Here is a 25,098-nt window from a genome sequence, read left to right on the forward strand (position 1 = left end):
ATTATCGCCGGCCATTGGCTTTGCCCTGGAGACGGTATGTGATACGGTGCCGTATCACCCCCTAACGCTATATTCGCCCGTACCCAAAGGGGAAGCTGCCATGACAATGATGCTGGCACGCGCCGGATCGATCGCCCTTGCGAGCGCCCTGCTGTTGTTTGCCGGACCCGCGGCGGCCCAGCCGGCAAAGCCAGGCTGCACGTCCGCCCAGACGGCGCAGGGAACACAAACCTTGCATTGTGAGAGCGAGATCACAATCGTTGCCGAGAGCGGTGCTAAGTTCGAGCTCAGGGATCGCAACCGCGACGGCCATGTCGATTCCGTCGAGCTCAGCAACAAGGCGCTGTTGCTCGAGGTGCCGAAGAAGGCGGGCCGCACCCGGTTCAACGTGGTGACGCCGCAGGCGATTGCCGCGGTGCGCGGCACTAAATGGGCTGTGGATGCCGAGGGCGGAAAGACTTCCGTCTTCGTCGTCGACGGCCGTGTGAGCGTGGCGCGATCCGCTGGCCGCGGCAGCGTCGTGCTCGGCCCCGGCGAGGGCGTCGACGTCGAGACATCGGGCGACCTGGCCGTCAAGCGCTGGGCGCCCCCGCGCGTCGCGGCGCTGATGGCAAGACTGGGACAGTAGCAAGACTGGGACAACAGAAGCCGAGCCGATGAGCCATCGACGTCTTCATATTCTGGTTGCGTTGCTCTGCACGGGGTTATGGGCAGGCGCGATTTGGCTCGGCCATTCGAGCGGCCATTTGCGGTTTCTCGACCGGCTGGAGTCCGCATTGACCGACGTGCGAACGCTGCTGCGTGGCGTAAAGGCGCCGCCGGATCTCGTCACGATCGTTGCGATCGACGACACCATCGTCAAGCTCGGCGGCACCTATCCCCTGCCCCGCACGGAACTGGCCAAGATCGTCGAGGCGATCGCGCGGCTGGAGCCGAAGGTGATTGCCGTCGATCTCCTGCTGCTCGACAAGGGTCCCGCCGACGGCGATGCGGCGCTCGCACAATCGTTCGCGGCGCGCCCGACGGTGCTGGCGGCCGCGGCAGTATTCCCGAACATCGTTCAACCCGCGACGCAGAGCGATGGGCCACTGGCCCATCTGCCGAAGGCCGACCGCTTCCTGCTGCCGCTACCGGCATTTGCCGAGCGCGGGGAAGTCGGTATCGCCAACGTGGCGACAGGCCAGAGCGGCACGCCGCTGTCGGTCCCGATGCTGTTCCGGACCCGCGACAGAATCGAATTGTCGTTTCCGCTGCGTGTCGCCTCGATTGCGATCGGCGAGAAGCTGACGATCGAGCCCGACCGTCTCATATTCGGCGACCGGCCGATCGCGACCGCTTCGGACTATGCGTTGCCGATTTCCTATTACGGCCCGCGCCACACCATCCGCACCATCAGCGCCGCCAATGTGATCGACGGCCAGATCGACAGGGGCGCGATCCAGGGCCGGATCGTCGTCATCGGCGCGACCGCGACCGGCGCCGGCGACTTCTTCCCGACGCCGTTCGATTCACTGATGCCGGGCGTCGAAATCATTTCCACCGCGATCACGCATCTGATCGCGGGAGACGGCGTCGTGCGCGACCGGACGGTTCGCATCGCCGAGGCCGTGACGACGGTGCTGCTGCCGCTGCTGCTGATAGGTCTCCTGGCCTGGCGGCGAAACGCGATCGGGCTGGTGGCGGTCAGCGCGATGGTGCTGGCATGGGCGGCAGCGAACACGATTGCTTTCGCGCACGGCATCTGGCTCGACGCCGCGACGACCATCGCCGCGGCAGCGCCGCCGCTGATGCTGTTCGGGGCCGTCCAGCTATGGTCGGGCCGGCGCAGCGCCCAGCATCTCGCCGCGCAAAACAGGCTGCTCGAACAATTCCACACGCCGGGCCTGCAGCAATGGCTGAGGCGCGATCCCGATTTCCTGCTGGCGCCGGTCAGGCAGGACGCCGCCGTCGTGTTCGTCGATCTCTCGGGATTTACCTCGCTCAGCGAAACCCTCGATCCGGATGTGACGAGAGGCCTGCTCAAGGAATTTCACGCGCTGGTCGACAAGGAAGTAATGCGGTGCGGCGGCATGATCACGAGCTTCCTCGGCGACGGCGCCATGATCCTGTTCGGCCTGCCGGGGGCGGCGGCCGATGACGCCGTGCGCGCGGCGCAATGTTCGATCGCGCTCTGCGTCAAGACCGACCGCTGGATCGAGGCGCTGCCGCCGGCAATCGCCCATCGGATCGGCTTCAAGATCGGCGCGCATTTCGGACCGATCGTCGCCTCCCGGCTCGGTGGCCGCAATCATCAGCACATCACCGCGACCGGCGATACCGTGAACGTGGCGAGCCGTCTGATGGAAGTGGCGGCCCGCCATGACGTCCGGCTGGCGCTCNCCGCCGAACGTACCGGCGCGCGGCTGAAGACCGGCAGCCTTGCCGGCCCCGTCGAGGCGCAGATTCGCGGCAGGTCCGGCTCGCTCGCCGTCTGGCTGTGGCAGAACGAACGTTCCGCCATGCATCGACGCACGCATCCCGACGCCGCCGAGTGACTGGCCGCGCCGCTATTGCAGTTCCGGCGGCGGCGTGCGGTCGAACACCTCGCCCTTCGGCCCGCGCAGGAGATGGAGCGCATAGGTTTCGATCAGAAGCGGCCCACGCTTGCGCTCGACCTCGCCGACCTTCTCGACACTGGCGAACATGTCCGCTAGCGGCGGATCCCCCGGCCAGATCTCGCGGACATAGAGCAGCGGGCCTGCGAGCTGGCCCGCATCGGGCTCGGGCATGTTGACCCAGCGGATGCGCTGGTTCTGCTGCGCGACGCAAGTACCCTTCGGCAGATGGAAGGCGAGCCAGCCGGTGGTGCCGTAATCCGACGCCAGCACGCAGGTGGCCCCCGTTCGCGCCCTCACCGCCTCGATGGCATCGGCCGTTTCGCGCCAGCCGATGCCGACGCTGCGCACGGTGGCATCGCGGCGATAGCCCGACAGCAGGCCGGTATCGGCCTGCACGACCAGCAGCACGAACATCAGGACGCCGCCCGGCGCCGCCCAGCGGCGGCAGAAATCGACCAGGCGCTGCCAGCGCGGCTGCCACTCGACCAGATGCGCGGCGACCGCCGCGGCGATGGCAAATGCCGGATAGACCGGCGCAAACCAGTTGGCCTCGACGCGCGCATGCAGCGAATGCCAGACGAAATAGGCGACGATGATCCAGAACATCGTATTGACCAGCGCGCGCGCTGGCAGCGCGCCGGCCCGACGGCGGAGCAGCGCGTAGAGCCCCATCGCGCCGAGCATCCACACCAGCGGCGTCGCGAACGCGATCTGCGTCGGGATCAGTTCGGCGATGTAAACGGGGCGGAAATCCTCGATCTTCGCCCGCCCCATCTGCTTGATGAAGGACACCCAATGGTGCTCGGCGTTCCAGAGGATCACGGGCGCAAACAGCAGCAGCGCGACAAGCCCGCCGAGATAAAGCCAGGGCGAGATCAGCCAGTGCCGCAATTTGGGAACGGCGATCAACCAGATCAGGATCGCCGGTCCGAAGAACAGCGCGGTGTATTTCGACAGCAGCGCGCAGCCGGCGGCGGCGCCGACCGCCAGCCACCACACGCCGCGGCCGGTCTGCAGCACCTTGGCGAGCGCAAACAGCAAGAGGCTGGAAGCCACCAGCAGCGGCGCGTCCGGCGTCACGATCATGGTACCGACCGCGGCCATCAGCGTGACGTTCAGCAAGATAGCCGACGAGGCCGCGACGCGACGGCTGCCGAACAGGATGGCGGCGGCCTGGTAAATCGCCCAGCTCATCGGCAGCGCCAGCAGGATCGAAACCAGCCGCACGCCGAGCTCGGTATCGCCGGCGATCAGCGTGCCGAGCCGGATCACCACGGCGGCCATCGGCGGGTGATCGTAATAGCCGCCGGCCAGATGCTTCGACCACATCCAGTAATAGGCTTCGTCGAAGGTGATCGGCGTGAACGCCGCCGCGATCAGGCGCAATGCCACCAGCGCCAGGATCGCAAGGCCCGTATTCCGGGCAACCCGCGCCTCGTTCGAGGTCATCTTCCGATCATCGCTTGCGCCAGACGAACAGTCCGGACATGGCGTAGTTCCAGACCACGCCCATCAGCGCGCCTGCAAGCCCCGCAAGCCACCAGATCGGTTCCTGGTCGAAGACCGCGAACGCGACGCCGACATTGGCGAGCAGTCCGACACCACAAACCAGATAGAACAGCAGCAGGCCGCGCAGGATGGCAAATCCCTTCAGCCGCTGGTCGCGATAGGTGAGGAAATTGTTCAGGATGAAATTGCTGGTCATGGCGACCAGCGCGCCGGCGGCCTGCGCCTCCGCGAACGGCTCCCTGAAGATCTCATGCGCAATAAACAGCGCCACCAGATGCACGACAAGGCCGGTGCCTCCGACCATCGCGAACAGGATGAAGCGCAGCGACACCACATCATGGGTCAGCTTCGCCAGCACCAGGCCGAGGAAGTCCAGCGCGACCATGGAATCGAGCTTGCTCTCGCCGTGCTGGCGCGAACCGAATGTGTAGGGAATTTCGATCGTGCGCAGCTTGCCTTGCGCGGTCGCGACGATGTCGAGCAGGATCTTGAAGCCCTGGGTCGAGAGCTGCGGCGCCAGTTGCTCGAAGCGGTCGCGGCGGATCATGAAGAAGCCGCTCATGGGATCGGCAACCTCGACCTTCAGCGTGCGCTTGGCGACCTCGGTCGCAAGCTGGCTGGCCCCTGCCCGCTTCGTGTTGAAACTGTCGGCGCTGCCGCCCTCGATATAGCGGCTGCCGACCACGAGTTCCGCCTCACCGCTCCGCAAGAGCGCGACCATCTTCGGCAATTGCGTTTCATCGTGCTGCAGATCGGCATCGATTACCGCCGCATAGGGTGCGCTTGAGGCCAAAATGCCCTCGATGCAGGCACCCGACAGTCCGCGTCGCCCGATCCGGCGGATACAGCGGACGCGGGAATCCTTCCGCGCCAGCCCCCGCACCACTTCCCAGGTCCCGTCGGGGGAATTGTCGTCGACAAACACCACTTCCCAGGAGATGCCGGCCAGCGTGGCTTCCAGCCGCCGGTACAGCACGGTGACATTGTCGCGTTCGTTGAAGGTCGGAACAACGACCGAAAGCTCAGGCAAACCGGCCTGCAGCGGCGATTCGGGGGCCGGTTTGATGGCTTGATTCATGGCCGCCAGCGTATATCCGCAGCCGCCCGACATGCCAAGGCGGGGGTTCCGGAACCGTCATTCAATAGGGGAAAACGGCCTTAAAAAAGCGCCTAAAATGCCAACGACCACGAACAGAGGGCGCGCGTACATCCGGCGCAGCCAAACTATTCATGGTCGTCCCAGCGCCGGAGCCTTGGAGCGTCAACGTCGCCGTTAGAAGCCATATGGGAACGCCGGCAGCGTTCCGCAAGGGGCAGGTCCCGCCTCTCCTAGTTCGGCACTTCCCGAATCACCGGCCCGCGCGGGGCCGGCCCCGGAACCGGCTGCACCTGCACCGGCGTCGGTTGCTGGATGCTGGCCGGCTTGGCGGGCTTTCCGAACTGGCCGATCGGCCCATAGGCGATCGCAACCACCATCACGATCGAGGCGACGATGGCTCCCAAGAGACCCGCGACGGACTGCGAATTCATACTTAGCTATCCCCTCACCTGACCGGGAACAGATATCATGGAACAAGCGCACGGCGGAATAGGCCCTGAGGTCGGCCATCGAGAAAACGGGGGCCTTTCAAAATCTCACCACGCCAGTGCCGTTTAACTGACAAGCAAGAACCGCTATTAGATCGCAAACATGGCAGAGTCTCGACCTTTGATTTGACAGGGAATAGGGGATGAAGATGTCGAATACAGATCAGGGCAAACCGGCCGGGAAATCCGGACGGCGCAACCGGAAGGGAGAAAAGGGCAAGAAGGCCGCTGCCCAGGCGAGCCCGACAGCGAGCCCGGCGCCGGTTGAATTGCAAAGCCCGGATCAGGATCATCAGTTGCAGCCGGAGCCGGTTCACGCGGAGAGCCCGAAGCTGGATCAGCCGGCGGTCGACACCCCGGTTGAAGCCGTCGCCGCGCCCGAGTTGCAGCCGGCCCCCTCGCCGGTCGAGCCGGCGCCGGCCGAGGTTGCGTCGATCGAGCCTGCACCGGTCGAGTCCGTGCCGGTTCGGCCCGCGCCGGTCGAGTCGGCGGCGGAGCCCGCGCCCGTGAGCCTGCAGACCATCGCCAACGCCTATCGCGACTACACCCGGAAATCGCTTGAGGAATTCGGGTCCTTTGTCGAACAGCTCAGCAGCGTTCGCTCACTCGACAAGGCGATGACGGTTCAAAGCGAATTTGTGAAGCGGGCTTACGAGAACTCCGTGGCCGAGTCGCAGAGGATCTGCGAACTCCACAGCAAGCTCGCCAAGCAGACCTTTCAGCCATTTCAGGGCTTCGTGGGCAAGGCGCCGGAAACACGCGGCAAGTCCTAGAGCATCGCGCGAACTGTTTGGGGTGAATGGGTGGAAGTAAAAGGCTCCGGTTTTCCGGAGCCTTTTTTCGAGGGATCACGTCCAAAGGATCGCGCGTTTCAGCCGGCGCCCTGGCTCCGGCTTCGTTTCGACGCCGGCCCTGCCCCGCGCATATAGTGCCGCTCCGGCCGGTAACGGCCGGCCCAGGTCCGCATGATCTTGCGGGTGAAGGTCGATATCCAGTGAAGGATGGCCATCGATTGATCCTTTCGTCCTGCGATCTTGCAATTCACGCGCCAAGTTGGCCGGTCAGCCGCTGGTGAAACGAGGAACTGCGCTGGTCGAGCCCGGTGAAGGTGACGGTGGCGCCGTGCTCGCGGTATTTGGTCTCGATCGAATCCAGCGCGGCGACGCTCGACGCATCCCAGATCTGGGAATGGGTGAGATCGATCAGGACGCGCTTGGGGTCCTCGCCATAGGAGAAGCGCTCCACGAGGTCGTTGCTGCTTCCGAAAAACAACGGCCCATGGACGCTGTAGCGGACCGATGCGCCGTCCGCGCTCACGGAGCGCTCGGCGCGGATGACATGGGCGACACGCCGCGCGAACAACACCATGGCCAGCAGCACGCCGACCGCGATGCCGACTGCAAGGTTGCCGGTGACGACCGTCACCACGACCGTCGTCACCATGACCGATGTCTCCGGGAGCGGCATGCGCTTGAAGGTGGCCGGCCTGACGCTATGCCAATCGATGGTCTTGAGCGCCGCGATCATCATGACAGCCGCGAGCGCAACCATCGGTATCTGCGCCATCAGCTCGCTAAGGCCGGTCACCAGCACCAGCAGCACGATGGCGGCGACCGCCGTCGAAATGCGGGTACAGCCCTGCCCGATCTTCACGTTGACGATGGTCTGGGCGATCATCGCGCAGCCGCCGATGCCGCCATAGAAGCCGGCGGCGATATTGGCCACCCCGAGCGCCCAGGATTCCTTGCCCTTGTGCGAACGCGTGTCGGTGAGATCGTCGACCAGCTTGGCCGTCAACAGCGTCTCCAGCAGCCCGACAAAGGCGACGCTGATGGCGGTCGGCCAGATGATGCGGAGCGTATTGAGATCGAGCGGCACCGCCAACGCGGTGATGCCCGGTAGCCCCGGCGCCATGGCGCCCTCGCCGCCGACATTGGGAACCGCCAGGTGCCCCATGATCACGATCGCGGTCACCACGATGATCGCGACCAGCGGCGCCGGCACCGCCGTTGTTATCCGCGGCATCACGAGGACGATGGCGATCGTCAGTGCGAACAAGGGGTAGACCAGCCAGGGAACGTTGAAGACGTGAGGCAATTGCGCGGTGAAGATCAGGATACCAAGCGCGTTGACGAAGCCGATCATCACCGAGCGCGGGATGAAGCGCATCAGCCGCGCCAATCCGGCAAGGCCGAACGCGATCTGGATGATACCCGCCAGCAGGATCGTCGGCAGGATGTAGCCGACGCCATGCATCTTCACCATCGGTCCGATCACCAGCGCAATCGAACCGGCCGCGGCCGTGACCATGGCGGGCCGGCCGCCGAGAACCGACATCACGAGGCACAGCACGATCGAGGCGACCAGCGCCACCTTAGGGTCGACGCCCGAGACGAACGAAAATGAAATCACCTCGGGGATCAGGGCGAGTGCCGTGATGACACCAGCGAGCGATTCCCGGACGAAAAGGTTCGGCGCACGGAGCACCGCAAGGATCGATGGCGAGTCCTCGAACTCGGATTGTGTGGCGGCGGAGCTGGCGACTTGCATAAAGCTTATCCCGATATTGGCTGCACGTTGGAAACTCGCGGCAGGCTCGTCAGCCTGGCGGTTTGCGCACGATGCAGCGGAAACCGATGTGACAGGTGGAGGAATCGACCGTTTCCCCCTGACGGGCCGACGGCCGATAGCGCAGGCAGTAGTTGGGTGCGCAGAGATGCGAGCCGCCCTTCACCACGCGACGCGTGGATCGGTCATCGCCGGCGTTCGGGTGGCAGCAGGATTGCGGCGGCTGATCCGGCGCGGTGTCATAGGGAGTCGACGTCCATTCCCAGACGTTGCCGACCATGTCGAACAGGCCGTAGCCATTGGCCGGAAACGCGTCGACCGGTGACGTCCCCTCATATCCATCCTCGGCGAGATTTTCGTGGGGGAAGCGGCCCTGCCAGGTGTTGGCCAGGAAGCGGCCTTCGGGATTGGCGGCATCACCCCACGGGTAGGCCTTGCCTTCAAGGCCACCGCGGGCGGCGAATTCCCATTCCGCTTCGGTCGGCAATTCCTTGCCGCACCACGCGGCGTAGGCAAGCGCATCCTCATAGGCGACGTGCACGACCGGATGATCGTCACGTCCGGCAATCGAACTGCCAGGTCCCTCGGGATGCCGCCAGTCCGCGCCGGGGCGGTATTCCCACCAGGCGAGATTGTTGCGCAGACTGACCGGCCGATCCGGTTTGACGAACACCAACGAGCCCGGCACGAGCAGCGCCGGAACGGCGTCAGGATACAGCGCCGGATTCGGCGGCCGCTCGGAATAAGTCACGTATCCGGTGGCCTCGACGAACTTTCGGAATTCACCGTTGGTGACCGGATAGATGTCCATCCAGAAGCCCTCGACGAAGACCGGACGGACCGGGCGTTCCTCCCGATAGAAGCTGTTGGAGCCCATCAGGAAGCCGCCGCCCGGAATCCAGTTCATGGATTCCGGGTTGACGGCAGCAGGCGCATTGCCCGCCGCGGCCTTGCCGGAGAGAGCACAGCAGCCCTCCCCCCGGCGATGGCCGGCTGCACCCAGCACGATCGTTTCCGCTCTCGTCGGTGCAGTCATCGTGACCTACGCCTTTTCGTGCTGTTTGGGCACGAAGTCGAGCGGCGCTCCCGGTGGAATCAGTTGCTCCTTCTTGGCGCTCTCCTCGAATTCCCTGATAACGCGCTGGGCGTGCTGCATCACCCACCAGCGGACATAGCGTTGGTTGACGGCTTCACGCTCCTTCGGGTCTTCCTGCAGATGCGTGATGCGGGCAAAGCCGAGCGGCAGCTCCGGGTCGTGGAAATGCTGCTGGCGCTTGAAGTTGATCTTGAAGTCCTTCCACTTCACGGCATGCAGTTCGTCCTTCAGCCAGACGATGCAGGACTCGCGGTTGGAGTTCTGCTGCTTGCCGAGGAAGAACGGGCTCTGGTCGACACCGTCGATCAGCCGGTCGGCCGGCGCCTTGCAGCCGGTCATCGATAACAGCGTGGTGAACATATCGGTGACGTGCACCATCTCGTTGCTTTCGATTCCCGCCGGAATGCGGCCCGGCCAGCGGATCAGCAGCGGCGTACGGATGCCGCCCTCGGCCGAACTGAAGTAGGAGCCGTCGAAGAAGCCGCCGGTGCCCCGGCCGGCGAGATGATCCTCGGCGCCGTTGTCGCCGCACATCACGACGATGGTGTTGTCGGCCACGCCGAGTTCATCGAGCTTGTCGAGCAGGACGCCGAAATCGTGGTCGAGCATCAACAGGCAGTCGCCCCAGTCGCCATTGGTGCTCTTGCCGACGAATTCGTCGCGCGGACTCATCGGGAAGTGCATCAGCGAGTGGTTGAAGTAGCAGTAGAACGGCTTCTCTGCCTGGACCGCCTTCTCCATGAACTTGATGGCGCGCTTCTGGTACTCGAGGTCGCAGGTCTTCTTGGTCTCCATGGTGAGCTGCTCGTCCTTGAGCGGCCATGCGCCCTTGCCCTTGACGCCCTCATGCATATGCGAGAAGCCGTCGCGCTCCGCGACATAATGCGGGTCGGTCAGCCACATGCATTCGTCGTAGGTACGCAGGGGTCCGTACCATTCGTCGAAACCGTGATCGGTCGGGAAGCGGCCGTCCTCGGCGCCGATGTGCCACTTGCCGTAGATCGAGGTGGCGTAGCCGGCTTCGGAGAGGATCGACCCGATGGTACGCTCCCACTTGACGATGCCGCCGCCATTGCCGCCGAGCGCGATGGTGTGGTTACCCGAGCGGATCGGGAAACGGCCGGTCATCAGCGCCGAACGCGTCGGCGTGCACTGCGGCTCGACGACGTAATGCGTCAGCTTGACGCCTTGCTTGGCGAAGCTATCCATGCGCTTGGTATCGGCGCCGCGCAAAATGCCGCCGCCGTAACAGCCGAGCTCGCCCATGCCGAGGTTGTCGACGTGAAAAAACAGTATGTTGGGTTTCCTTGCCATTGAATTCTCCGATTCTGACGGAAGGCGCGAGTCATCGTTGACGCGCACGCCTGTTCGCGTCTCTCCTTGGTTGGTGAAGTTGATTGGTATTTCGCGCCTGTCCGGCCGCGACGTTCAAAACTGTGTCAGAAGATTTCGCCTACTCCTTTCGGTCCCACTTTCATTCCAAAGCCTGAAAGGCCTCGATCCTTGATCTCGGGAGCCATGGCCGCCAGCGATTCCTCGCGGATCAGGCCCTTGAGCTCCTGCACTAGGTTCATGAATTCCGGCGTGTCGGTCATCTCGGCCTTGCGCGGACGCGGCAGCGGCACCTTGATTTCCGCCTTGATGCGACCCGGCCGCGCCGTCATGACGTAGATGCGGTCGGAGAGGAAAATCGATTCCTCGATGTCGTGCGTGATGAACAGCACCGAGATCTTGAACTGCTGCCAGATGTTGGTGAGGATCTCCTGCATCACGACGCGGGTTTGCGTGTCGAGCGCACCGAACGGCTCGTCCATCAGCAGCACTTGAGGACTCGTCGCCAGCGCGCGGACGATTCCGATACGCTGCTTCATGCCGCCGGAGAGCTGATCCGGATAATGGTTCTCGAACGAGAGCAGGCCTGCGAGATCAAGGAGAGCACGCGCGGTCGTGTTGCGCTTGCTTTGGTCGACACCGGCCATCTTCAGGCCGAACTCGACGTTCTTGCGGACTGAGAGCCAGGGAAACAGCGAATATTGCTGGAACACGACGCCGCGATCCGAACCCGGCCTGGTGATCGCCTTGCCGTCGAGCTTCGCCTCACCGCTGGTCGGCTTGACGAAGCCGGCGACGATGCTCAGCAAGGTCGACTTGCCGCAGCCGGACGGTCCGATCAGCGAAACGAACTCGCCGGGCTGAACATTGAGCGACACACTCTCGACGGCGACGACCTTGTTGTCGTTGGCGCCGAACGTCACGCCCATGTTGCGAACGTCGATGAAGCCTTTCTGGGCCTCTGCCATTGCCATCGTCATCGCTTGCCTCCAGGTGCGAATGCCAGCCAGGGCATCAGGAGATTGCCGACCATGCGGATGATGCCGCTGCAGGCCAGGCCGAGGAAACCGATCGTGATCATGCCGAGCACGATCGCGGGATAGTCGACCAGCGAATAGGCCTCCCAGGTGAAATAGCCGACGCCGAACTGGCCCGAGATCATCTCGGCCGCGATCAGCGATACCCACGCCACGCCCATGCCGACGGCGAGCCCGGTGAAGATGTGCGGCAGTGAGCCCGGCAGGATCACGTTCAGGAACAGGCGGAATTCACTGGCGCCGAGGCACCGCGCGGCCCGGATCAAGACGCCGTCCAGCGAATGCACGCCGTGGATGGTGTTGAGCAGGATCGGGAAGAACGCGCCAATGAAGGTGATGAAGACGATGCTGGCCTCGTTGTTCGGCCACAACATGATCGACATCGGCACCCAGGCGATCGCCGGGATCGGCCGCAATACCTCGACCACCGGCATGAACAGGTCGCGCACCCGCTGATATTTGCCGATCGCCAGCCCAAGCGGAACGCCGATCGCGATGGCGATGAAGAATCCCGTCAGGATGCGGCGGACGCTGATGGCGATATTGACCAGATATTTGTTCGACAGCCCGACCTGCGTCAGTTGCTGAAACACCTCATAGGGCGTCGGAACATTCTTGAAGCGGATGTAGAATTCGAGGCGATATTTGGTCCCGAGATACCAGAACAGGAACAAGGCCCCGAGCGAAACGCATGCAAGCCCGGCCGTGATGATCCGCTCCCGGGTGATCTGCGCCAGCAGGCGCCGCAACAACTTGGTCAGTGAAACGGTCGGGATTTGCTCCGGCTCCGGCATCGGAATTTCCGCCGCAGCCGGCGCGGGCGTATTAGCCGAAGGCACAGCCGCCACGCCTTGCGTGGCGGAAGGCTTCACCGCCGCCGGCTCGCGGTCGGTTTGCTTGTCGATCATCGGGAGAATTACAACCTTCGCACTTGCCATGCTGCCCATGGGACCACCCGTTTATTGTCCGACGTTGATCGCGCTCAGCACTTCGGAATAGGTCGCGAGCTTGGCCCCCTGCTTGGACGCATATTCTTCCGCGTCCTTCTTGAGCAGGAACGGCACCACGTCCGGCTTCTTCGGGTCATTGCCGCCGACCGAATAGAACGCGGCGTCGGCGAACACCTTGATGCCGAGCTGATGATCGACCAGATAGACCGCGTTGAACTTCTTGCCTTCGGCGCCGTACTTCTTGACGCCCAGCAGCGTGCAGATCGGCGAGCTGAGCGCGACGATGTCGCCGCCCTGGATCCAGATCTCCCCGGTCTTCCTGGGATCGTTGACAGGCGCGTTGCAGATCGGATCGGATCCGGTCACGTTATAGGTAGCGAACGAGGCAAGCTGCTTGTCGTAGTCGAGCCCCTGCTCCTTGAAGGCCTGCCGGACATATTTGTCGTTGACCCAGGCGCTGATATTGAGCTCCTTGATCATGTTCAGCTTCTGCAGGATCGCATAATTCGCGCCGATCGCTTCGATCCACTGCGGCTTGACGGTCGGATCGAGCGTGTGCACGCCACCCGGGCCGAGGAAGATGTAGACCACTTCCTTGTTGATCTTGGTCCACTCCTCGATCTTCTCGGCGGCGAGCTTGGGATTCTTGCGCATCCAGTCGTTCGCCTCCATCAAGGCATTGATGTAGGCGACCACGATCTCCGGATATTTTTCGCCGAAATCCTTGCGCACGACGACGCCATGGAATGTCGGCGTCTTGGTCTCGGCGCCGTCATAGATCTTGCGGGCGAAACCCTTAAACGGCAGCAGTTCGGCAAACGGCACGAAGTCGCCATGCGCATCGATACGCTTTTCCTGGAGATTGGTGGTGCCGACTTCCGGCGATTGCGACACCAGACTCCAGAAGTCCGGCGGCAGGCCACGCTTCTGCAGCGAAGTGAGCATCATGCCGTGGGCGGCTGAGCCGAACGGCACCGACACGTTCTTGCCCTTGAGGTCGGCGAGTTCATAGAACGGCGAGTCCTTGTGGACGACGATGCCGTTGCCGCCACCCACCGCATTGTAGGCGATGATGGCAACGAGCTGCGTTTCGTTCTTGGTGGCCTGCCCGGTGGCGCCATTCACCATCAGCGGATAATCGCCCATCATGCCGATCTGGATATTGTTGGCCATCATGCCGTTGGTGATCGGCGGGCCCGACGTCGCGTTCTGCCAGCTCAGCTTGTATTGAATGTCCTTGTACTTGCCGGTCTTCGGCAGGTGCTTCTCGAGCAGGCCGAGCTCCTTCAGAACAACGCCGCCGGTCACGGTATTGGTCGTCGTGTTCTGCGTGCCGATGCCGATCTCGAGAACCTCCGCGTTAACAGACACAGGCACGAACCCGACGGTTGCGGCGACAAGCAAGGGAAGCAAGCCAGAGAGTTTGGACGCAGGGCCGACGCTCATTAGACAAATCCTTTCAAACCGAACTGTGCTGGATTTTGTGCAATGCCCAAGCGAGACGCCCCGGCGACCATGACGAAAGGCGGCTGAGTTGCTCGGCGCTGAGCAGGTGGACTGGCTTGATGGTCTGATGGTGCAAGCGACATGCCATGGGGAAGCCTGCCGACGGCCTGCGGCGCATCCGGCGCGCGATGGCCCGGTTCGCGAACGACATGGAAAATGAAGGGGATAGACGTCATTTGCCGTGAACTCGTTTGCTTCCATCCGGGACGCTTGAGACGTCCGGTACGCAAACTCTGAACGGCGGCCTTTGAATCCGAAACGACGATCGCGTCGAACCAGCAACGTATTGCGAAGAAATATCCCGATGCTCAATTAATGGACAGGAATGCCGTCCGATTTGGCTATCGGATGAGCGCGGTGGCTATAAATTAGCCAGCCAATGCCGGCCAACGACCGCTCCCAGGCATGGAATCGTCAAGCCATCGACGCGTGCCGCATGCATGAAGCGGACCGTGCCGTCGATCCTCAGGCTTCGTCCGAGGCTGTGGTCTTCGCGAGCTTGCCATCCCGGATTTCGCCCAGCATGTCCGCGTTCTTGATCACGAGGTTGGAGCCGTGCGCGGCGAGGATTCCGAGCTCAGTGAACTTCTTGAGGCTGATGGTGACGGACTGGCGCGTCACGCCCGTCATGTGCGCGAGGTCGGCATGGGTGAATGATGCGGCAATCAACGTCCCGTCGCGCTCTTCCACGCCGTACAGATTCATCAGATGCAGCAGGAGCTGCGCCAGCCTTTCGGTCGGTGAACGCGTGCCCAGCATCTGCGCCAGCGCCGAATAGCATTGTCCCTTGAAGCTGAGCCCCTCGATGATCCCGATCGCGAGCGCCGGAATCGTCATCACCATCCGTCGCAGCACATCGCCCGGCAAATGCAGCACCGTGCTGTTCACAGCCGCCACGCCCGACCAGACATGCAGGCCCTGCTTGAACACTTCGGGACCGCCGACAAAATTTCCGGAATGCCAATACGCCAGGGTGATCTCGCGTCCCGACGGCGCTGTGTAGAATACCTTGATGCGTCCGCTTTCGATCAGGTAGATGCCGTCCTGCGGGCTGCCCTGGCTGAACAGTTGCGCGCCGCGGTACAGCACCCTGCGCTTTCCCGAACCCAGCACGTGCGCGATTTCGGTTTCGGTCAGTCCATGGAACAGATATGGCGGCCCGCTCCGCTGCGCGCCGCTGTCCGTCATCAGCAGCGCGCCGAACTGCGGCGGTGCACCGGCCTTGCCGATAGTGGACGTGGATTGCGACGGGTGGTGCTTGCTCATCATTGATCCGCTCGAAGCCAAACCTACATCCTATGCTGCGTCGATGGAGCACCCGCTCCGGCCCCCGCAAGCTTTGCAAGAGGCACGCCAATTCTCCGCCGAAGGAACTCCCATGTCCATAGAACGGGCCGTCGCACACGGTGACCATCCCGCATTTCCAAGGCCGTGCTATCCACTGCGACAAACTGGCCAATCAGGGCCGTTTTGGTTAACATCGCCCGGAGCCCTCCCCCTCATTTTCCGACGAGCCCTCCCGTGAGCAAGCCAGCGAAATCGACCGCGAAAAACAGCGGCAGCATCTATATCGGCATCGGCGGCTGGACCTTCGAGCCGTGGCGCGGGGTGTTTTATCCCGAGAAGCTCGCGCAGGCGAAGGAGCTGTCCTATGCCGCCTCGAAGCTGACCTCGATCGAGATCAACGGCACCTATTACGGCTCGCAGAAGCCGGAGAGTTTTCGCAAATGGGCGCGTGAGGTGCCCGACGGATTCGTGTTCTCATTGAAGGGACCGCGCTTCGCGACCAACCGCCGCGTGCTGGCGGAAGCCGGCGATTCCGTCAAACGCTTCTACGATTCCGGCGTGCTGGAGCTGGGCGACCGGCTCGGCCCGGTGCTCTGGCAGTTCGCGCCGACCAAAAAATTCGACGGTGCCGATTTCGGCAAGTTCCTCGAACTGTTGCCACGCAAACTCGAGGGACGCGCGCTGCGCCATGTGGTCGAGGTGCGGCACGACAGTTTCTGCGTGCCGGAATTCGTCGCCTTGCTGCGCGAGTTCGAAACGCCGGTGGTGTTCGCCGAGCACGGCAAATATCCCGCGATCGCCGACGTCGTCAGCGACTTCGTCTATGCGCGGCTGCAGAAGGGCAATGACGAACTCAAGACCTGCTATCCACCGAAACAGCTCGACGCCTGGGCCAAGCGCTTCCAGGCCTGGGCTGCCGGCGGCGAGCCGGACGATCTGCCGCGGGTCGACAAGGCCGCCAAGCCTGCGAAGGCGCCGCGCGATGTGTTTGCCTACGTGATCCACGAGGGCAAGGTGCGCGCGCCGGCTGGTGCGATGGAATTGATCGAGCGGGTGAAGTAATCCTTCAATCGAGCTTGATGCCGGCTTCGCGGATCAGCTTGGTCCAGCTCTCGTATTCGGAGGCGACAAAGGCGTCGACCTTGTCATCCGGCAGATCCCACACCTCGCCGCCGCTCTTCTCGAAGCGGTCCTTGAGTTCGGGCAGCGACGCGCGGATTTCCCGTCGCAGCTTTGCGATCACGTCCGGCGGCGTCTTGGCGGGCGCGAAGATCCCGAGCCAGGAATCGACATCGAGGCCGGATACGCCAGCTTCCGACATGGTCGGCACATCGGGCGCCAGCGGACTGCGCTTCGACGACAGCAGCGCGATGCCCTTCGCCTGGCCCGACTGAACGTAGGGAAGCCCGGCCGCGTTCGAATCGAAAAACAGGTCGATGCGGCCCGCGAGCAGATCGGTGAAGGCCGGCGGCGAACCCTTGTAGGGTATTTCCTGAAATTTGACGCCCGCGGCCTTCATGAACGCGGCTGCGACCAGATGCTGGCCGGTGCCGACGCCGGCCGTCGCCACCGAGATCGAGCCCGGGTTGGCCTTTGCGGCCGCAACGATGTCCGCCAGCTTGCCATGCGGCAGATCCTTGCGGCCGACCATGACGTAGCCGAACTTGTAGATCAGGGCGACCGGCACGAAATCCTTGCGCGGATCGTAGGCGAGCTTGGAATACAGCGCCGAATTGAACGCCATGTTGGAGAGCCCGCCGACAACAAGCGTATAGCCGTCCGGATCGCTCTGGCTGGCGGCCTGCGTGCCGACGACGGTGCCGGCGCCCGGCTTGTTCTCGACGACGAAGGCCTGCCCCATCCGCTTCGACAGCGCGTCCGCCAACTGCCGCCCGACCAGATCGTAGCTGCCGCCGGGCCCAATCGGGACGATGATTTTGACGGGACGATCGGGATAGCCGCCTTGGGCGTGCGCTGCCGCAATGCCCAATACGAGGAACGCGAGCATCCACGTCAGCGAGCGGCAAATTCGGTTCATCACGTTCCCCCTGTGGCAGTGGCCATCGACTGGCTCTTTGCCGCAACTATGCGGTATGCCGTCCCTATGGGCAACGCGGATGTAGCCATCGAACGGCCATTACCGTAGCCTTGTGCCAGCGACATAATGTCTGGATCGATATGGCCCGCAGGACAAAACGCCTCTTCACCATCGGCTATGAGCAGACGCCGGCGAAGGCGGTGCTCGACGAGCTGGAAGCCGCAGGCGTCAAGCTTCTGGTGGATGTGCGCGCGGTGGCGGCGTCGCGGCGGCCGGGCTTTTCCAAGAATCAGCTCGCGGCCGGCCTCGACGAGCGCGGCATTTCCTATCTTCACCTGAAGGGACTTGGCACGCCGAAGTCCGGCCGTGAGGCCGCACGCAGCGGCAAGTTCGGTCTCTTGCACAAGATCTATGCCGCGCACCTGAAGACGGCGCAGGCGAAGGAGGAACTCGACGAGTTATCAGCGTTGGTGCGGAAGTCGGGGCCGGTGTGCATTCTCTGCTACGAGCGCGACCATGCGCATTGTCACCGGCAATGGATCGCCGAGATCATCGAGGACCGCGACGGCGTGAAGGTGGAGAATCTGGCCGCGCCGCAGGTGTGAAGCCGTAGCCCGGATGAGCGGAGCGACATCCGGGACAACTCGGACACCGGCCCCGGATGTCGCTGCGCTCATCCGGGCTCCGAAGCTCACTCCGCGCCCTTCAGGTGGAACGTTCCTTCCATCATCTTCACGCTGCTGCCGCCGACGTGAATGGACGCGATGGCACCATTCTGCTTGCGGACGCGGGTCAGCAACAGGCTCGGCCTGCCCATGTCGACGCCCTGCCCGATCCGCAATTTCAGTTCGCCATCCCTGATGTCATCGAGGTCGGCGAGCAGCGCCGCGGCAGCCGCCGTCGCGCTGCCGGTTGCGGGATCTTCTGACAGCCCGCTGGCACCGGGGTGGAACATGCGCGCCTGCAAGTCGCACGACCTTTCACCGTCTGGCACATCACGCGTGTAGAAGTAGACCGCATCGCTGCCGTCGCACGGGAAGGTGTTTGCGAACGCCGCCGCATCTGGCCTGGCGCGCCGCAGCGCTTCGCGCGAGGCGAGCTCGACCGCGATGAACGACAGTCCAACTGAGATGACCTGCGGCGGATGCCGGTCGGTTCTCACGTCGCTCGCCGACAATGTAAGCAGAGCTGCTGCCTGTTCGGCGCTGACCTGCGACATCCGCTTCAACGGCTGCGGCGCGGTGAATTCGGTGCTGACGATCTTGCCCTGTTCGGTCACGACCTCGACCGGCACGAGGCCGGCCTTTTCCTCGAACAACAGCCGCGCCGGCGGTTTTTCCGCCAGCGTCGCCAGCACGAAGGCGGTGCCGACATTGGGATGGCCGGCGAACGGGATCTCGCGGTTCACGGTGAAGATGCGAACCTCGGCGTCATGGCCGGGCTCGCGCGGCGGCAGCACGAACGTCGTCTCCGAATAATTGAACTCTCTGGCGATTGCCTGCATCTGTTCGGTCGACAGCCCGCCGGCATCGAGCACCACGCCGAGCGGATTGCCGCCGAAGGCGCGATCGGTGAAAACGTCGACAGTGATGTAACGGCGCTGCATATGCTGCTCCTGATGCTCAATTACGTGGGGCATAAACCGTGACGACGACTTCAAGCCCGGCATCGGCGATCGCCGACACGGTCTCCTTCGAGATAGCAAATTCGGACGAATGCGGTTCAACGCCTGCCAGGATGCCGATGTTGAGACTTCGCAACTCGCACTGTCCCCAAATCGTCCTCGCTTCGGGCGACAACGAATTGACCAACTCAGCGAGCCTTGCAGCGGCCTCCTCAAGCGATAAGTCGTACGCATTCAGCTCTACAGACGCAGTTTGTGCAGCTTGGTTCAACACGACCACGGAAGATCCCATGGCGTCGAGGAGCGTCTCCAATCCGCCCTGCACACGAATGTCGAGATCAACGTTGAGAAACTGGGTAACCGACTTGTCGTTGGATGACATGCGAATTCCTAAATGCTCGGGGCAAGCCCCTATCCCAATCGCCACACGGCCATCGGCCGCTCATAGCCCCTGACCTCGACCTCGCCGAGCGACACGGCATCGCCGCAGGCTTCGCCGAGCGCATCGCGAACCGCTTCGGAGATGAGGAATTGTGAATTGAAATCCTTGTTGAGCGCCTCTAACCGCGAGGCAAAATTCACGGTGTCGCCGATCACGGTGTATTCCTTGCGCCGCGGCGAGCCGATATTGCCGGCAACGACTTCGCCGAGGTGAATACCGATGCCGATGCGCAGCGGCCAGCTCGTGGCTTCGTTGACCTGCGCATTGGCTTCGAGCATCTCGCGCGCCGCGGCGACCGCGCGATGCGCCGGGTCCGGCGCTTCCAGCGGCGCGCCGAACAGCGCCAGAAATCCGTCGCCCAGAAACTTGTTCACGATGCCGCCGTGGCGATCGAGGATGTCGACCAGGATGGCAAAGGCGCCGTCGAGCCGGTCCACGACCTCCTGCGGCGAACGGGAGCGTGCGCCGGCGGTGAAGCTGCGGAAATCGACGAACATGACGGCAACGCGGCGGATGTCGCTGTCAGTCTTGGTGCCTTCGGCCATCAGCCGCTCGACCACCTGCGGCGAGACATGCTGGCCGAACAGGTTGGTGATGCGGTCGCGCGCGGTCGCCGCCATGATGCTCTTTTCGAACTGCCGCCGTAACTGGTGCCCGACCGCGCCTGCGAGCACGCCGCCAATCAAGAGAATCAGGCTACGCGCGGCGTGATAGAAGACGTTTACCTCCTGACCGGGATCCGGATGATAGAATATCGCCATCGCCAGTAGCTGCGCCGCGGCGACGAAGCCGGTGAATGTGGAGAGCCAGAAGTCCAGCCGCAGCGTGGAGAGGATGATGAAGATGAAATAGGTCATCGGGACCACGAAGCCGAGCGCGGCCACCGAGCCCATGCTGTTGATGTGCAGCGCCAGCGCAACCGTTGGCATCGAGGTTTCGATCAGCGCGCCGAGGTAGCGCCGGAACAAGGGCAGATCACGCCCCTCTCGCATGTGCCGGCTGATCGCCCCGTGCACCCAGAGCTCGAACAGGATGAACGGTACCATAACCGAATAGAGATAGTGCGGCTTGAGATTGCCGTGCCAGACCTGGCTCACCTTCTCGGGTGCGAGGAAGTATACGGTCCAGAGAATCACGGACAACGCCAAGGTCGTTCCAATCAGCGCCTTGATGCGCAGCAGCTCGGTCGCCATCACTTCCCGCGTCAGCGCGCGCTGGAAGTCGGCGGAGACGCCGGTGTCTTGGTCGCTCTTCGCCTTGCCCCAGAACCCTGCCATTACCTCACCTGTTGCCAGCTTTCCGTCCATCGCGCTCAAAGCGTGTCTGCCTCAACCGTCATTGCGAGCGAAGCGAAGCAATCCATGGCGCCACAAGCGGAGAAATGGATTGCTTCGTCGCTTCGCTCCCTTGCACAAACGCTTCGCGTTTGTTGCAGGCAATGACGTGGCGACACGTCTCCGCTGACTGTTGCTGCAGGCATTTATACCCTCAATCCAGCGTGCGACGGAAGCGCGTTACGGCGATCGTCATCGCCACCAGCATCAGTGCAATGAGTGCAATCGTGTCGTATTGCAGATTGGAAGGCGCTGCGCCCTTCAGCATGATGGCGCGGACGATGCGAATGTAATGGGTCAGCGGCAGGGCCTCGCCGAGATACTGCGCCCACACCGGCATGCCCGCGAACGGAAACATGAATCCGGACAGGAGAATGCTGGGCAGGAAGAACATCATCGACATCTGCATCGCCTGCAACTGGTTCTGCACGATGGTCGAGAAGGTATAACCAATCGAGAGATTGGTAGTGATGAACAGCGTCGTCAGCGCCGCCAGCAGCACCACGCTGCCGAGGATCGGCACCCCGAACAAGAGGACCCCGATGCTCACGATCAGCGAGGCCTGGATGAAGCCGACGATCACGTAAGGAATGATTTTGCCGAACATTACCTCCACCGGCCGGATCGGCATCGACAGCAGGCTCTCCATCGTGCCACGCTCGATCTCGCGCGTCACCGACAGCGCGGTGAAGATCAGCATGGTCATGGTCAGGATAGTGCCGACCAGGCCCGGCACGATGTTGAGCCGCGACTCGGCCGCCGGATTGTAGCGGGCATGCGCCCTGATCTCGAACGGCATCTCGGGCGGATCGCCGATGTGGAGGTCGTGCGCCAGCGCGGTCTGCACCAAGGCGCCGAGGGAGCCGAGCGCTGATCCTGCCGCGACCGGATCGGTCGCGTCGGCGGCGACCAATAGCGCCGGGCGATCGCCGCGCCGCACCGCCCGCTCGAAGCCACGCGGGATCTCGACCCCGAACAGCACCTTGCCGGACTGCAACAGGTCGTCGAATTCGGCGACGCTGTGCACCTCACGGGTAAAGCGGAAATAGCTGGTATTCTCCATTGCCTTCAGCACCGAGCGCGCCAGGTCGCTGTCTTCCTGGATCAGCACCGCCGTCGGCAGATGACGCGGCGTGGTGTTGATGGCATAGCCGAACAGCAACAGCTGCATCACCGGGATCATCACGATCATCGCGAACGAGACGCGGTCGCGGCGGAGCTGGATGAATTCCTTGACCAGCATCGCATAGCTGCGCCGCCAGAAGCCGAAACGCGGCTCCGGCACGTCGCGATTCTGGCCAGCGATTTCGGTAGCACTCATTGGAAATTATCCTTTGAGCGGTTCATGAGATCGATAAACACGTCTTCCAGCGACGGTTCACTGTCCTCCCAGCGCCATCCCTTCCTGTCGCGATAAGGAGCAATCGTCGCTTCGAGCGCGGCCTTGTCACGCCCGGAGACGTGCAGGCTGGTGCCGAACGGCGCCACCATGTCGACGCCCGGCTTGCCGGTAAGCTCGGCGGCAAGGCCGTTTAGGTCGTCGCCGGAGACCGTCCAGGTCGATAGCGCCGATTTCGCGATCACCTCGTCCACCGTGCCGTGCGCCAGCAGATGGCCATAGGCGATATAGGCGATCTCGTGACAGCGCTCGGCCTCGTCCATGTAATGGGTGGAGACCAGCACCGTCAGGCCTTCGGCGGCGAGCGCATGGATCTCGTTCCAGAAATCGCGCCGCGCCTTGGGATCGACGCCGGCGGTCGGCTCGTCCAGCAGCAGCAATTGCGGATTGGGCAGCGTGCAGGCGCCGAGCGCCAGCCGCTGCTTCCAGCCGCCGGAAAGCTCGCCGGCAAGCTGCTCCTCGCGGCCATTCAGGCCGATCCGCTGGATCATGTCGCGCGCCGCAGCCCGCGCATCGCGCAAGCCGTAAAGTCGTGCGACGAATTCGAGGTTCTCGCGCACGGAGAGATCCTGATACAGGCTGAAGCGCTGCGTCATGTAACCGACCTGGCGCTTGATCTTGTCGGCGTCGCGGCGAATGTCGTAGCCGAGGCAGGTGCCCTCGCCGGCATCCGGCGTCAATAGCCCGCACAGCATGCGGATGGTGGTGGTCTTGCCGGAGCCGTTGGGCCCAAGGAAGCCGTAGATCGAGCCGCGCTTCACCTGCATCGAGAGATCATGCACGACCTCGCGGCCGCCGAACGATTTTGACAGGCCTTCGACGTTGATGGCGATATCAGGCGCCGATGTCGAAACCGAGCTCATCGCTTTTCCGCCACCGGTGTCCGGGGATTGAGGAACACGCTGATCGGCTGGCCGACACGCAGCACGTCGGGCCGGCTCGGCCGCGCCTGGATCAGGTAGACCAGCTTGTTGCGTTCATCGAGGCTGTAGATGACCGGCGGGGTGTATTCCGCCGTCGTCGCGATGAAATAGATCTTTGCGGTGAGATCGGCCGCGCAATTGTCGCAGGTCACCCTGACCTCGTCGCCGATCGCAAGCTTAGGCAGTTCTGTCTCCGGCACGAAGAAGCGCAGCTTCATGTTGCCGGGCGGCATGATCGACAGCACCGGCCGCTGCGCCGGCACCATCTCGCCTTCGCGGAAGTAGATCTGCTGGATGGTGCCGCCGACCGGCGCAAAACCTTTGCGCCGCGCCAGCCGTGTCTGCGAGGTGTTGACGCGGGCTTCGGCCACGCGCAACGCCGAAAGCGCGGAATCGTAATTGGCCTGCGTACCCGAGCCGGTCTTGCTCAGCGAGGCCGCGCGATCGTAGGACTGCTGGGCATTCGCGAGCGTGGCGTTGTTCTGGTAAAGTTCGGCCTGCTGCAGATCGTCGTCGACCGAATAGAGGGGATCGCCGGGCTTGACCTCATCACCCTCGCGCACGTTGAGCTTGGTCACGCGTCCGCTTTCGTCGGGGCTGACGAAGATCATGTCGGCTTCCACCCAGCCCTGGAATCCCGGGTCTTTGCGTTCCTTGCAGCCTGCGAGCACGGCAACGAGCGCCAGCGCGGCCAGAATTGTCGTCATTCGCGACGAGGTCATGTCGTCCTCCGTTCGCCAAAAATCAGATCGAGATGCACCCGAAACATTTCGAGGGCGTCCAGTGGCGCATGTCTGCTGAAAAGGCTCTGCCAGATCACGGCGATGAGCGCGGGCGCCACCATGATTTGCGGAAACTGCGCCAGGTTTTTCTGTTTGATCTCGCCGCGCGCGATGCCAAGCTCGATCAGCGCGCGCATGCCGGCGAGGCCTCGCGACACCACTTCGCGGTAATAAAAGTCAGCCACTTCGGGAAATCGCGGTCCCTCGGCGACGATCAGGCGCACGAGGTCGCCGCGCCGCGTGGTCGCCACCTCCTCGATGAAGGTTTTGGCAAAGCCCTCCACCATGTCGCGTACCGACGCCCCGGGCCGAGGGGGCGTGCCCCAAAGACGAGTGATCATCGGCACGATGGCGGTGCGGATCAGTTCCTCGAACATCGATTCCTTGTCCTTGAAGTGCAGGTAGATCGTTCCCTTGGCGACGCCGGCGCGCTTGGCAATGTCGTCGAGCCGCGTTGCCGCAAATCCGCGCGCAATGAACTCGTCCATCGCCGCCTCGATGATCGCCCCGCGCCGCTCGGCGGCGCGCTCGGCGCGGTTGGATGGAGGCAGCGGTTTCGAGGACGCGGACGCCCTCGCCCCGGCGCGACGGTTGGTGGGCTTCGGGGCCGGTTTCCTGGCGGTTTTGGCAGCTTCTTTTGTCATGTGCTGTTTATGACTGACTGGTCAGTCATTGTCAATCTGGATCCGGAAACGGCCTTTCACATGGGCGTGAGTGAGGACGGGAGATCCCCCCGGTCGCCCCGCCGTTCCGGATGATTTTGCGTGCCGCCGAGGGAGCCTCATATGCCGCGGATGTGGGGTGGCCCTTCCCCGTCATTGCGAGCACAGCGAAGCTGAAGCCCACAGCAACCGTCATCCCCCGCGAAGGCGGGGGAACCAGTACGCTGCGGCTTCTCGATTCCATCACTGCTGTCTCTGGGATACTGGATCATCCGCATTCGCGGGTGATGACGACTGAATATGACTTCGCGTTCTCGCGGCGTGACTCGCCCGAGGTTTGCATCCGATGTTCCTCTCCCCTCGACAACGAGGGTGCAGGGAATGCCGGGTGCTCGCCGCACCCGCGGTCTCGTGTGCAATGTGAG

24 protein-coding genes are annotated in these 25,098 nt (G+C 63.3%); 5 read left to right on the forward strand and 19 right to left on the reverse strand.

Annotated elements, in window-relative coordinates; translation table 11 throughout:
* Positions 1–106: 106 nt before the first annotated feature.
* Both CQ14_RS12275 and CQ14_RS12280 read left to right on the forward strand, forming a co-directional pair.
* Positions 107–628, forward strand: coding sequence for a FecR domain-containing protein (locus CQ14_RS12275; protein WP_057858201.1), 522 nt, complete (start codon positions 107–109; stop codon positions 626–628).
* A 28-nt stretch (positions 629–656) separates the two neighbouring features.
* Positions 657–2,378, forward strand: a 1,722-nt coding sequence (locus CQ14_RS12280; protein WP_245320311.1) for a CHASE2 domain-containing protein, incomplete at its 3' end; no start/stop codon positions are given.
* A 168-nt stretch (positions 2,379–2,546) separates the two neighbouring features.
* Here CQ14_RS12280 and CQ14_RS12285 read toward each other — a convergent pair.
* The 3 genes from CQ14_RS12285 to CQ14_RS12295 form a co-directional block, all read right to left on the reverse strand.
* Positions 2,547–4,046, reverse strand: a complete 1,500-nt coding sequence (locus CQ14_RS12285) for a glycosyltransferase family 39 protein (protein WP_057858143.1) — start codon at positions 4,044–4,046, stop codon at positions 2,547–2,549.
* Positions 4,047–4,053: 7 nt separating this feature from the next.
* Positions 4,054–5,184 carry a glycosyltransferase gene (locus CQ14_RS12290; protein ID WP_057858202.1) on the reverse strand — a complete coding sequence of 377 codons (1,131 nt, stop codon included), beginning with the start codon at positions 5,182–5,184 and terminating at the stop codon, positions 4,054–4,056.
* 251 nt (positions 5,185–5,435) lie between these two features.
* Complete coding sequence (locus CQ14_RS12295) at positions 5,436–5,636, reverse strand: hypothetical protein (RefSeq protein WP_057858144.1); 201 nt, start codon at positions 5,634–5,636, stop codon at positions 5,436–5,438.
* 206 nt (positions 5,637–5,842) lie between these two features.
* Between CQ14_RS12295 and CQ14_RS12300 the strand changes: the two genes are divergently transcribed.
* On the forward strand, positions 5,843–6,466 hold the full coding sequence (locus tag CQ14_RS12300) for a phasin family protein (protein ID WP_156434923.1): 624 nt from the start codon (positions 5,843–5,845) through the stop codon (positions 6,464–6,466).
* A gap of 98 nt (positions 6,467–6,564) precedes the next feature.
* Here CQ14_RS12300 and CQ14_RS44610 read toward each other — a convergent pair whose 3' ends face one another.
* From CQ14_RS44610 to CQ14_RS12335, 8 genes are all read right to left on the reverse strand, one after another.
* Positions 6,565–6,702, reverse strand: coding sequence for a hypothetical protein (locus CQ14_RS44610; RefSeq protein WP_199805514.1), 138 nt, complete (start codon positions 6,700–6,702; stop codon positions 6,565–6,567).
* Positions 6,703–6,734: 32 nt separating this feature from the next.
* A complete protein-coding gene (locus CQ14_RS12305; RefSeq protein WP_057858146.1) occupies positions 6,735–8,243 on the reverse strand; it encodes a SulP family inorganic anion transporter in 1,509 nt (502 codons plus the stop codon).
* A 49-nt stretch (positions 8,244–8,292) separates the two neighbouring features.
* Positions 8,293–9,297 (reverse strand): formylglycine-generating enzyme family protein, encoded by a 1,005-nt coding sequence (locus CQ14_RS12310; protein ID WP_488230444.1) that lies wholly within the window; start codon positions 9,295–9,297, stop codon positions 8,293–8,295.
* 6 nt (positions 9,298–9,303) lie between these two features.
* Positions 9,304–10,671, reverse strand: a complete 1,368-nt coding sequence (locus CQ14_RS12315) for an arylsulfatase (protein ID WP_057858147.1) — start codon at positions 10,669–10,671, stop codon at positions 9,304–9,306.
* 125 nt (positions 10,672–10,796) lie between these two features.
* The gene (locus tag CQ14_RS12320) at positions 10,797–11,669 is read right to left on the reverse strand and encodes an ABC transporter ATP-binding protein (RefSeq protein ID WP_057858148.1); all 873 of its coding nucleotides are present in this window, start codon (positions 11,667–11,669) and stop codon (positions 10,797–10,799) included.
* A complete protein-coding gene (locus tag CQ14_RS12325) occupies positions 11,666–12,634 on the reverse strand; it encodes an ABC transporter permease (protein ID WP_082649833.1) in 969 nt (322 codons plus the stop codon). Before CQ14_RS12325 ends, CQ14_RS12320 begins: the two co-directional genes overlap by 4 nt.
* 51 nt (positions 12,635–12,685) lie before the next feature.
* A complete protein-coding gene (locus tag CQ14_RS12330; protein ID WP_057858150.1) occupies positions 12,686–14,122 on the reverse strand; it encodes an ABC transporter substrate-binding protein in 1,437 nt (478 codons plus the stop codon).
* A 525-nt stretch (positions 14,123–14,647) separates the two neighbouring features.
* A complete protein-coding gene (locus CQ14_RS12335; protein WP_245320317.1) occupies positions 14,648–15,370 on the reverse strand; it encodes a Crp/Fnr family transcriptional regulator in 723 nt (240 codons plus the stop codon).
* A 333-nt stretch (positions 15,371–15,703) separates the two neighbouring features.
* Between CQ14_RS12335 and CQ14_RS12340 the strand changes: the two genes are divergently transcribed.
* Entirely contained in the window at positions 15,704–16,531 is an 828-nt protein-coding gene (locus CQ14_RS12340) for a DUF72 domain-containing protein (RefSeq protein ID WP_057858152.1), read from the forward strand.
* A gap of 4 nt (positions 16,532–16,535) precedes the next feature.
* Here the strand turns inward: CQ14_RS12340 and CQ14_RS12345 are convergent, their stop codons facing one another.
* Positions 16,536–17,507, reverse strand: a complete 972-nt coding sequence (locus CQ14_RS12345; protein ID WP_057858153.1) for a Bug family tripartite tricarboxylate transporter substrate binding protein — start codon at positions 17,505–17,507, stop codon at positions 16,536–16,538.
* A gap of 140 nt (positions 17,508–17,647) precedes the next feature.
* On the opposite strand from CQ14_RS12345, the gene CQ14_RS12350 reads away from it, so the two are divergent.
* The gene (locus CQ14_RS12350) at positions 17,648–18,112 is read left to right on the forward strand and encodes a DUF488 domain-containing protein (protein WP_057858154.1); all 465 of its coding nucleotides are present in this window, start codon (positions 17,648–17,650) and stop codon (positions 18,110–18,112) included.
* Between the two features lie 86 nt (positions 18,113–18,198).
* Here the strand turns inward: CQ14_RS12350 and CQ14_RS12355 are convergent, their stop codons facing one another.
* The 7 genes from CQ14_RS12355 to CQ14_RS12385 all read right to left on the reverse strand — a co-directional run bounded on the left by CQ14_RS12355 (position 18,199) and on the right by CQ14_RS12385 (position 24,655).
* Positions 18,199–19,113, reverse strand: coding sequence for a PhzF family phenazine biosynthesis protein (locus tag CQ14_RS12355; protein ID WP_057858155.1), 915 nt, complete (start codon positions 19,111–19,113; stop codon positions 18,199–18,201).
* A 16-nt stretch (positions 19,114–19,129) separates the two neighbouring features.
* Positions 19,130–19,513, reverse strand: coding sequence for a hypothetical protein (locus CQ14_RS12360; protein ID WP_057858156.1), 384 nt, complete (start codon positions 19,511–19,513; stop codon positions 19,130–19,132).
* Between the two features lie 29 nt (positions 19,514–19,542).
* Positions 19,543–20,850: an adenylate/guanylate cyclase domain-containing protein gene (locus tag CQ14_RS12365; protein ID WP_057858157.1), complete on the reverse strand. Its 1,308-nt coding sequence runs from the start codon at positions 20,848–20,850 to the stop codon at positions 19,543–19,545.
* 211 nt (positions 20,851–21,061) lie between these two features.
* Complete coding sequence (locus CQ14_RS12370; protein WP_057858158.1) at positions 21,062–22,228, reverse strand: ABC transporter permease; 1,167 nt, start codon at positions 22,226–22,228, stop codon at positions 21,062–21,064.
* On the reverse strand, positions 22,225–23,169 hold the full coding sequence (locus tag CQ14_RS12375) for an ABC transporter ATP-binding protein (RefSeq protein ID WP_057858159.1): 945 nt from the start codon (positions 23,167–23,169) through the stop codon (positions 22,225–22,227). The genes CQ14_RS12370 and CQ14_RS12375 overlap by 4 nt, the downstream gene beginning before the upstream one ends.
* Positions 23,166–23,951 carry an HlyD family secretion protein gene (locus CQ14_RS12380; RefSeq protein WP_057858160.1) on the reverse strand — a complete coding sequence of 262 codons (786 nt, stop codon included), beginning with the start codon at positions 23,949–23,951 and terminating at the stop codon, positions 23,166–23,168. The genes CQ14_RS12375 and CQ14_RS12380 overlap by 4 nt, the downstream gene beginning before the upstream one ends.
* Positions 23,948–24,655: a TetR/AcrR family transcriptional regulator gene (locus CQ14_RS12385; protein ID WP_057858161.1), complete on the reverse strand. Its 708-nt coding sequence runs from the start codon at positions 24,653–24,655 to the stop codon at positions 23,948–23,950. The genes CQ14_RS12380 and CQ14_RS12385 overlap by 4 nt, the downstream gene beginning before the upstream one ends.
* Positions 24,656–25,098: the final 443 nt, after the last annotated feature.

This window comes from Bradyrhizobium lablabi (genome assembly GCF_001440475.1).
GTDB classification, from domain to species: Bacteria; Pseudomonadota; Alphaproteobacteria; order Rhizobiales; family Xanthobacteraceae; genus Bradyrhizobium; species Bradyrhizobium lablabi.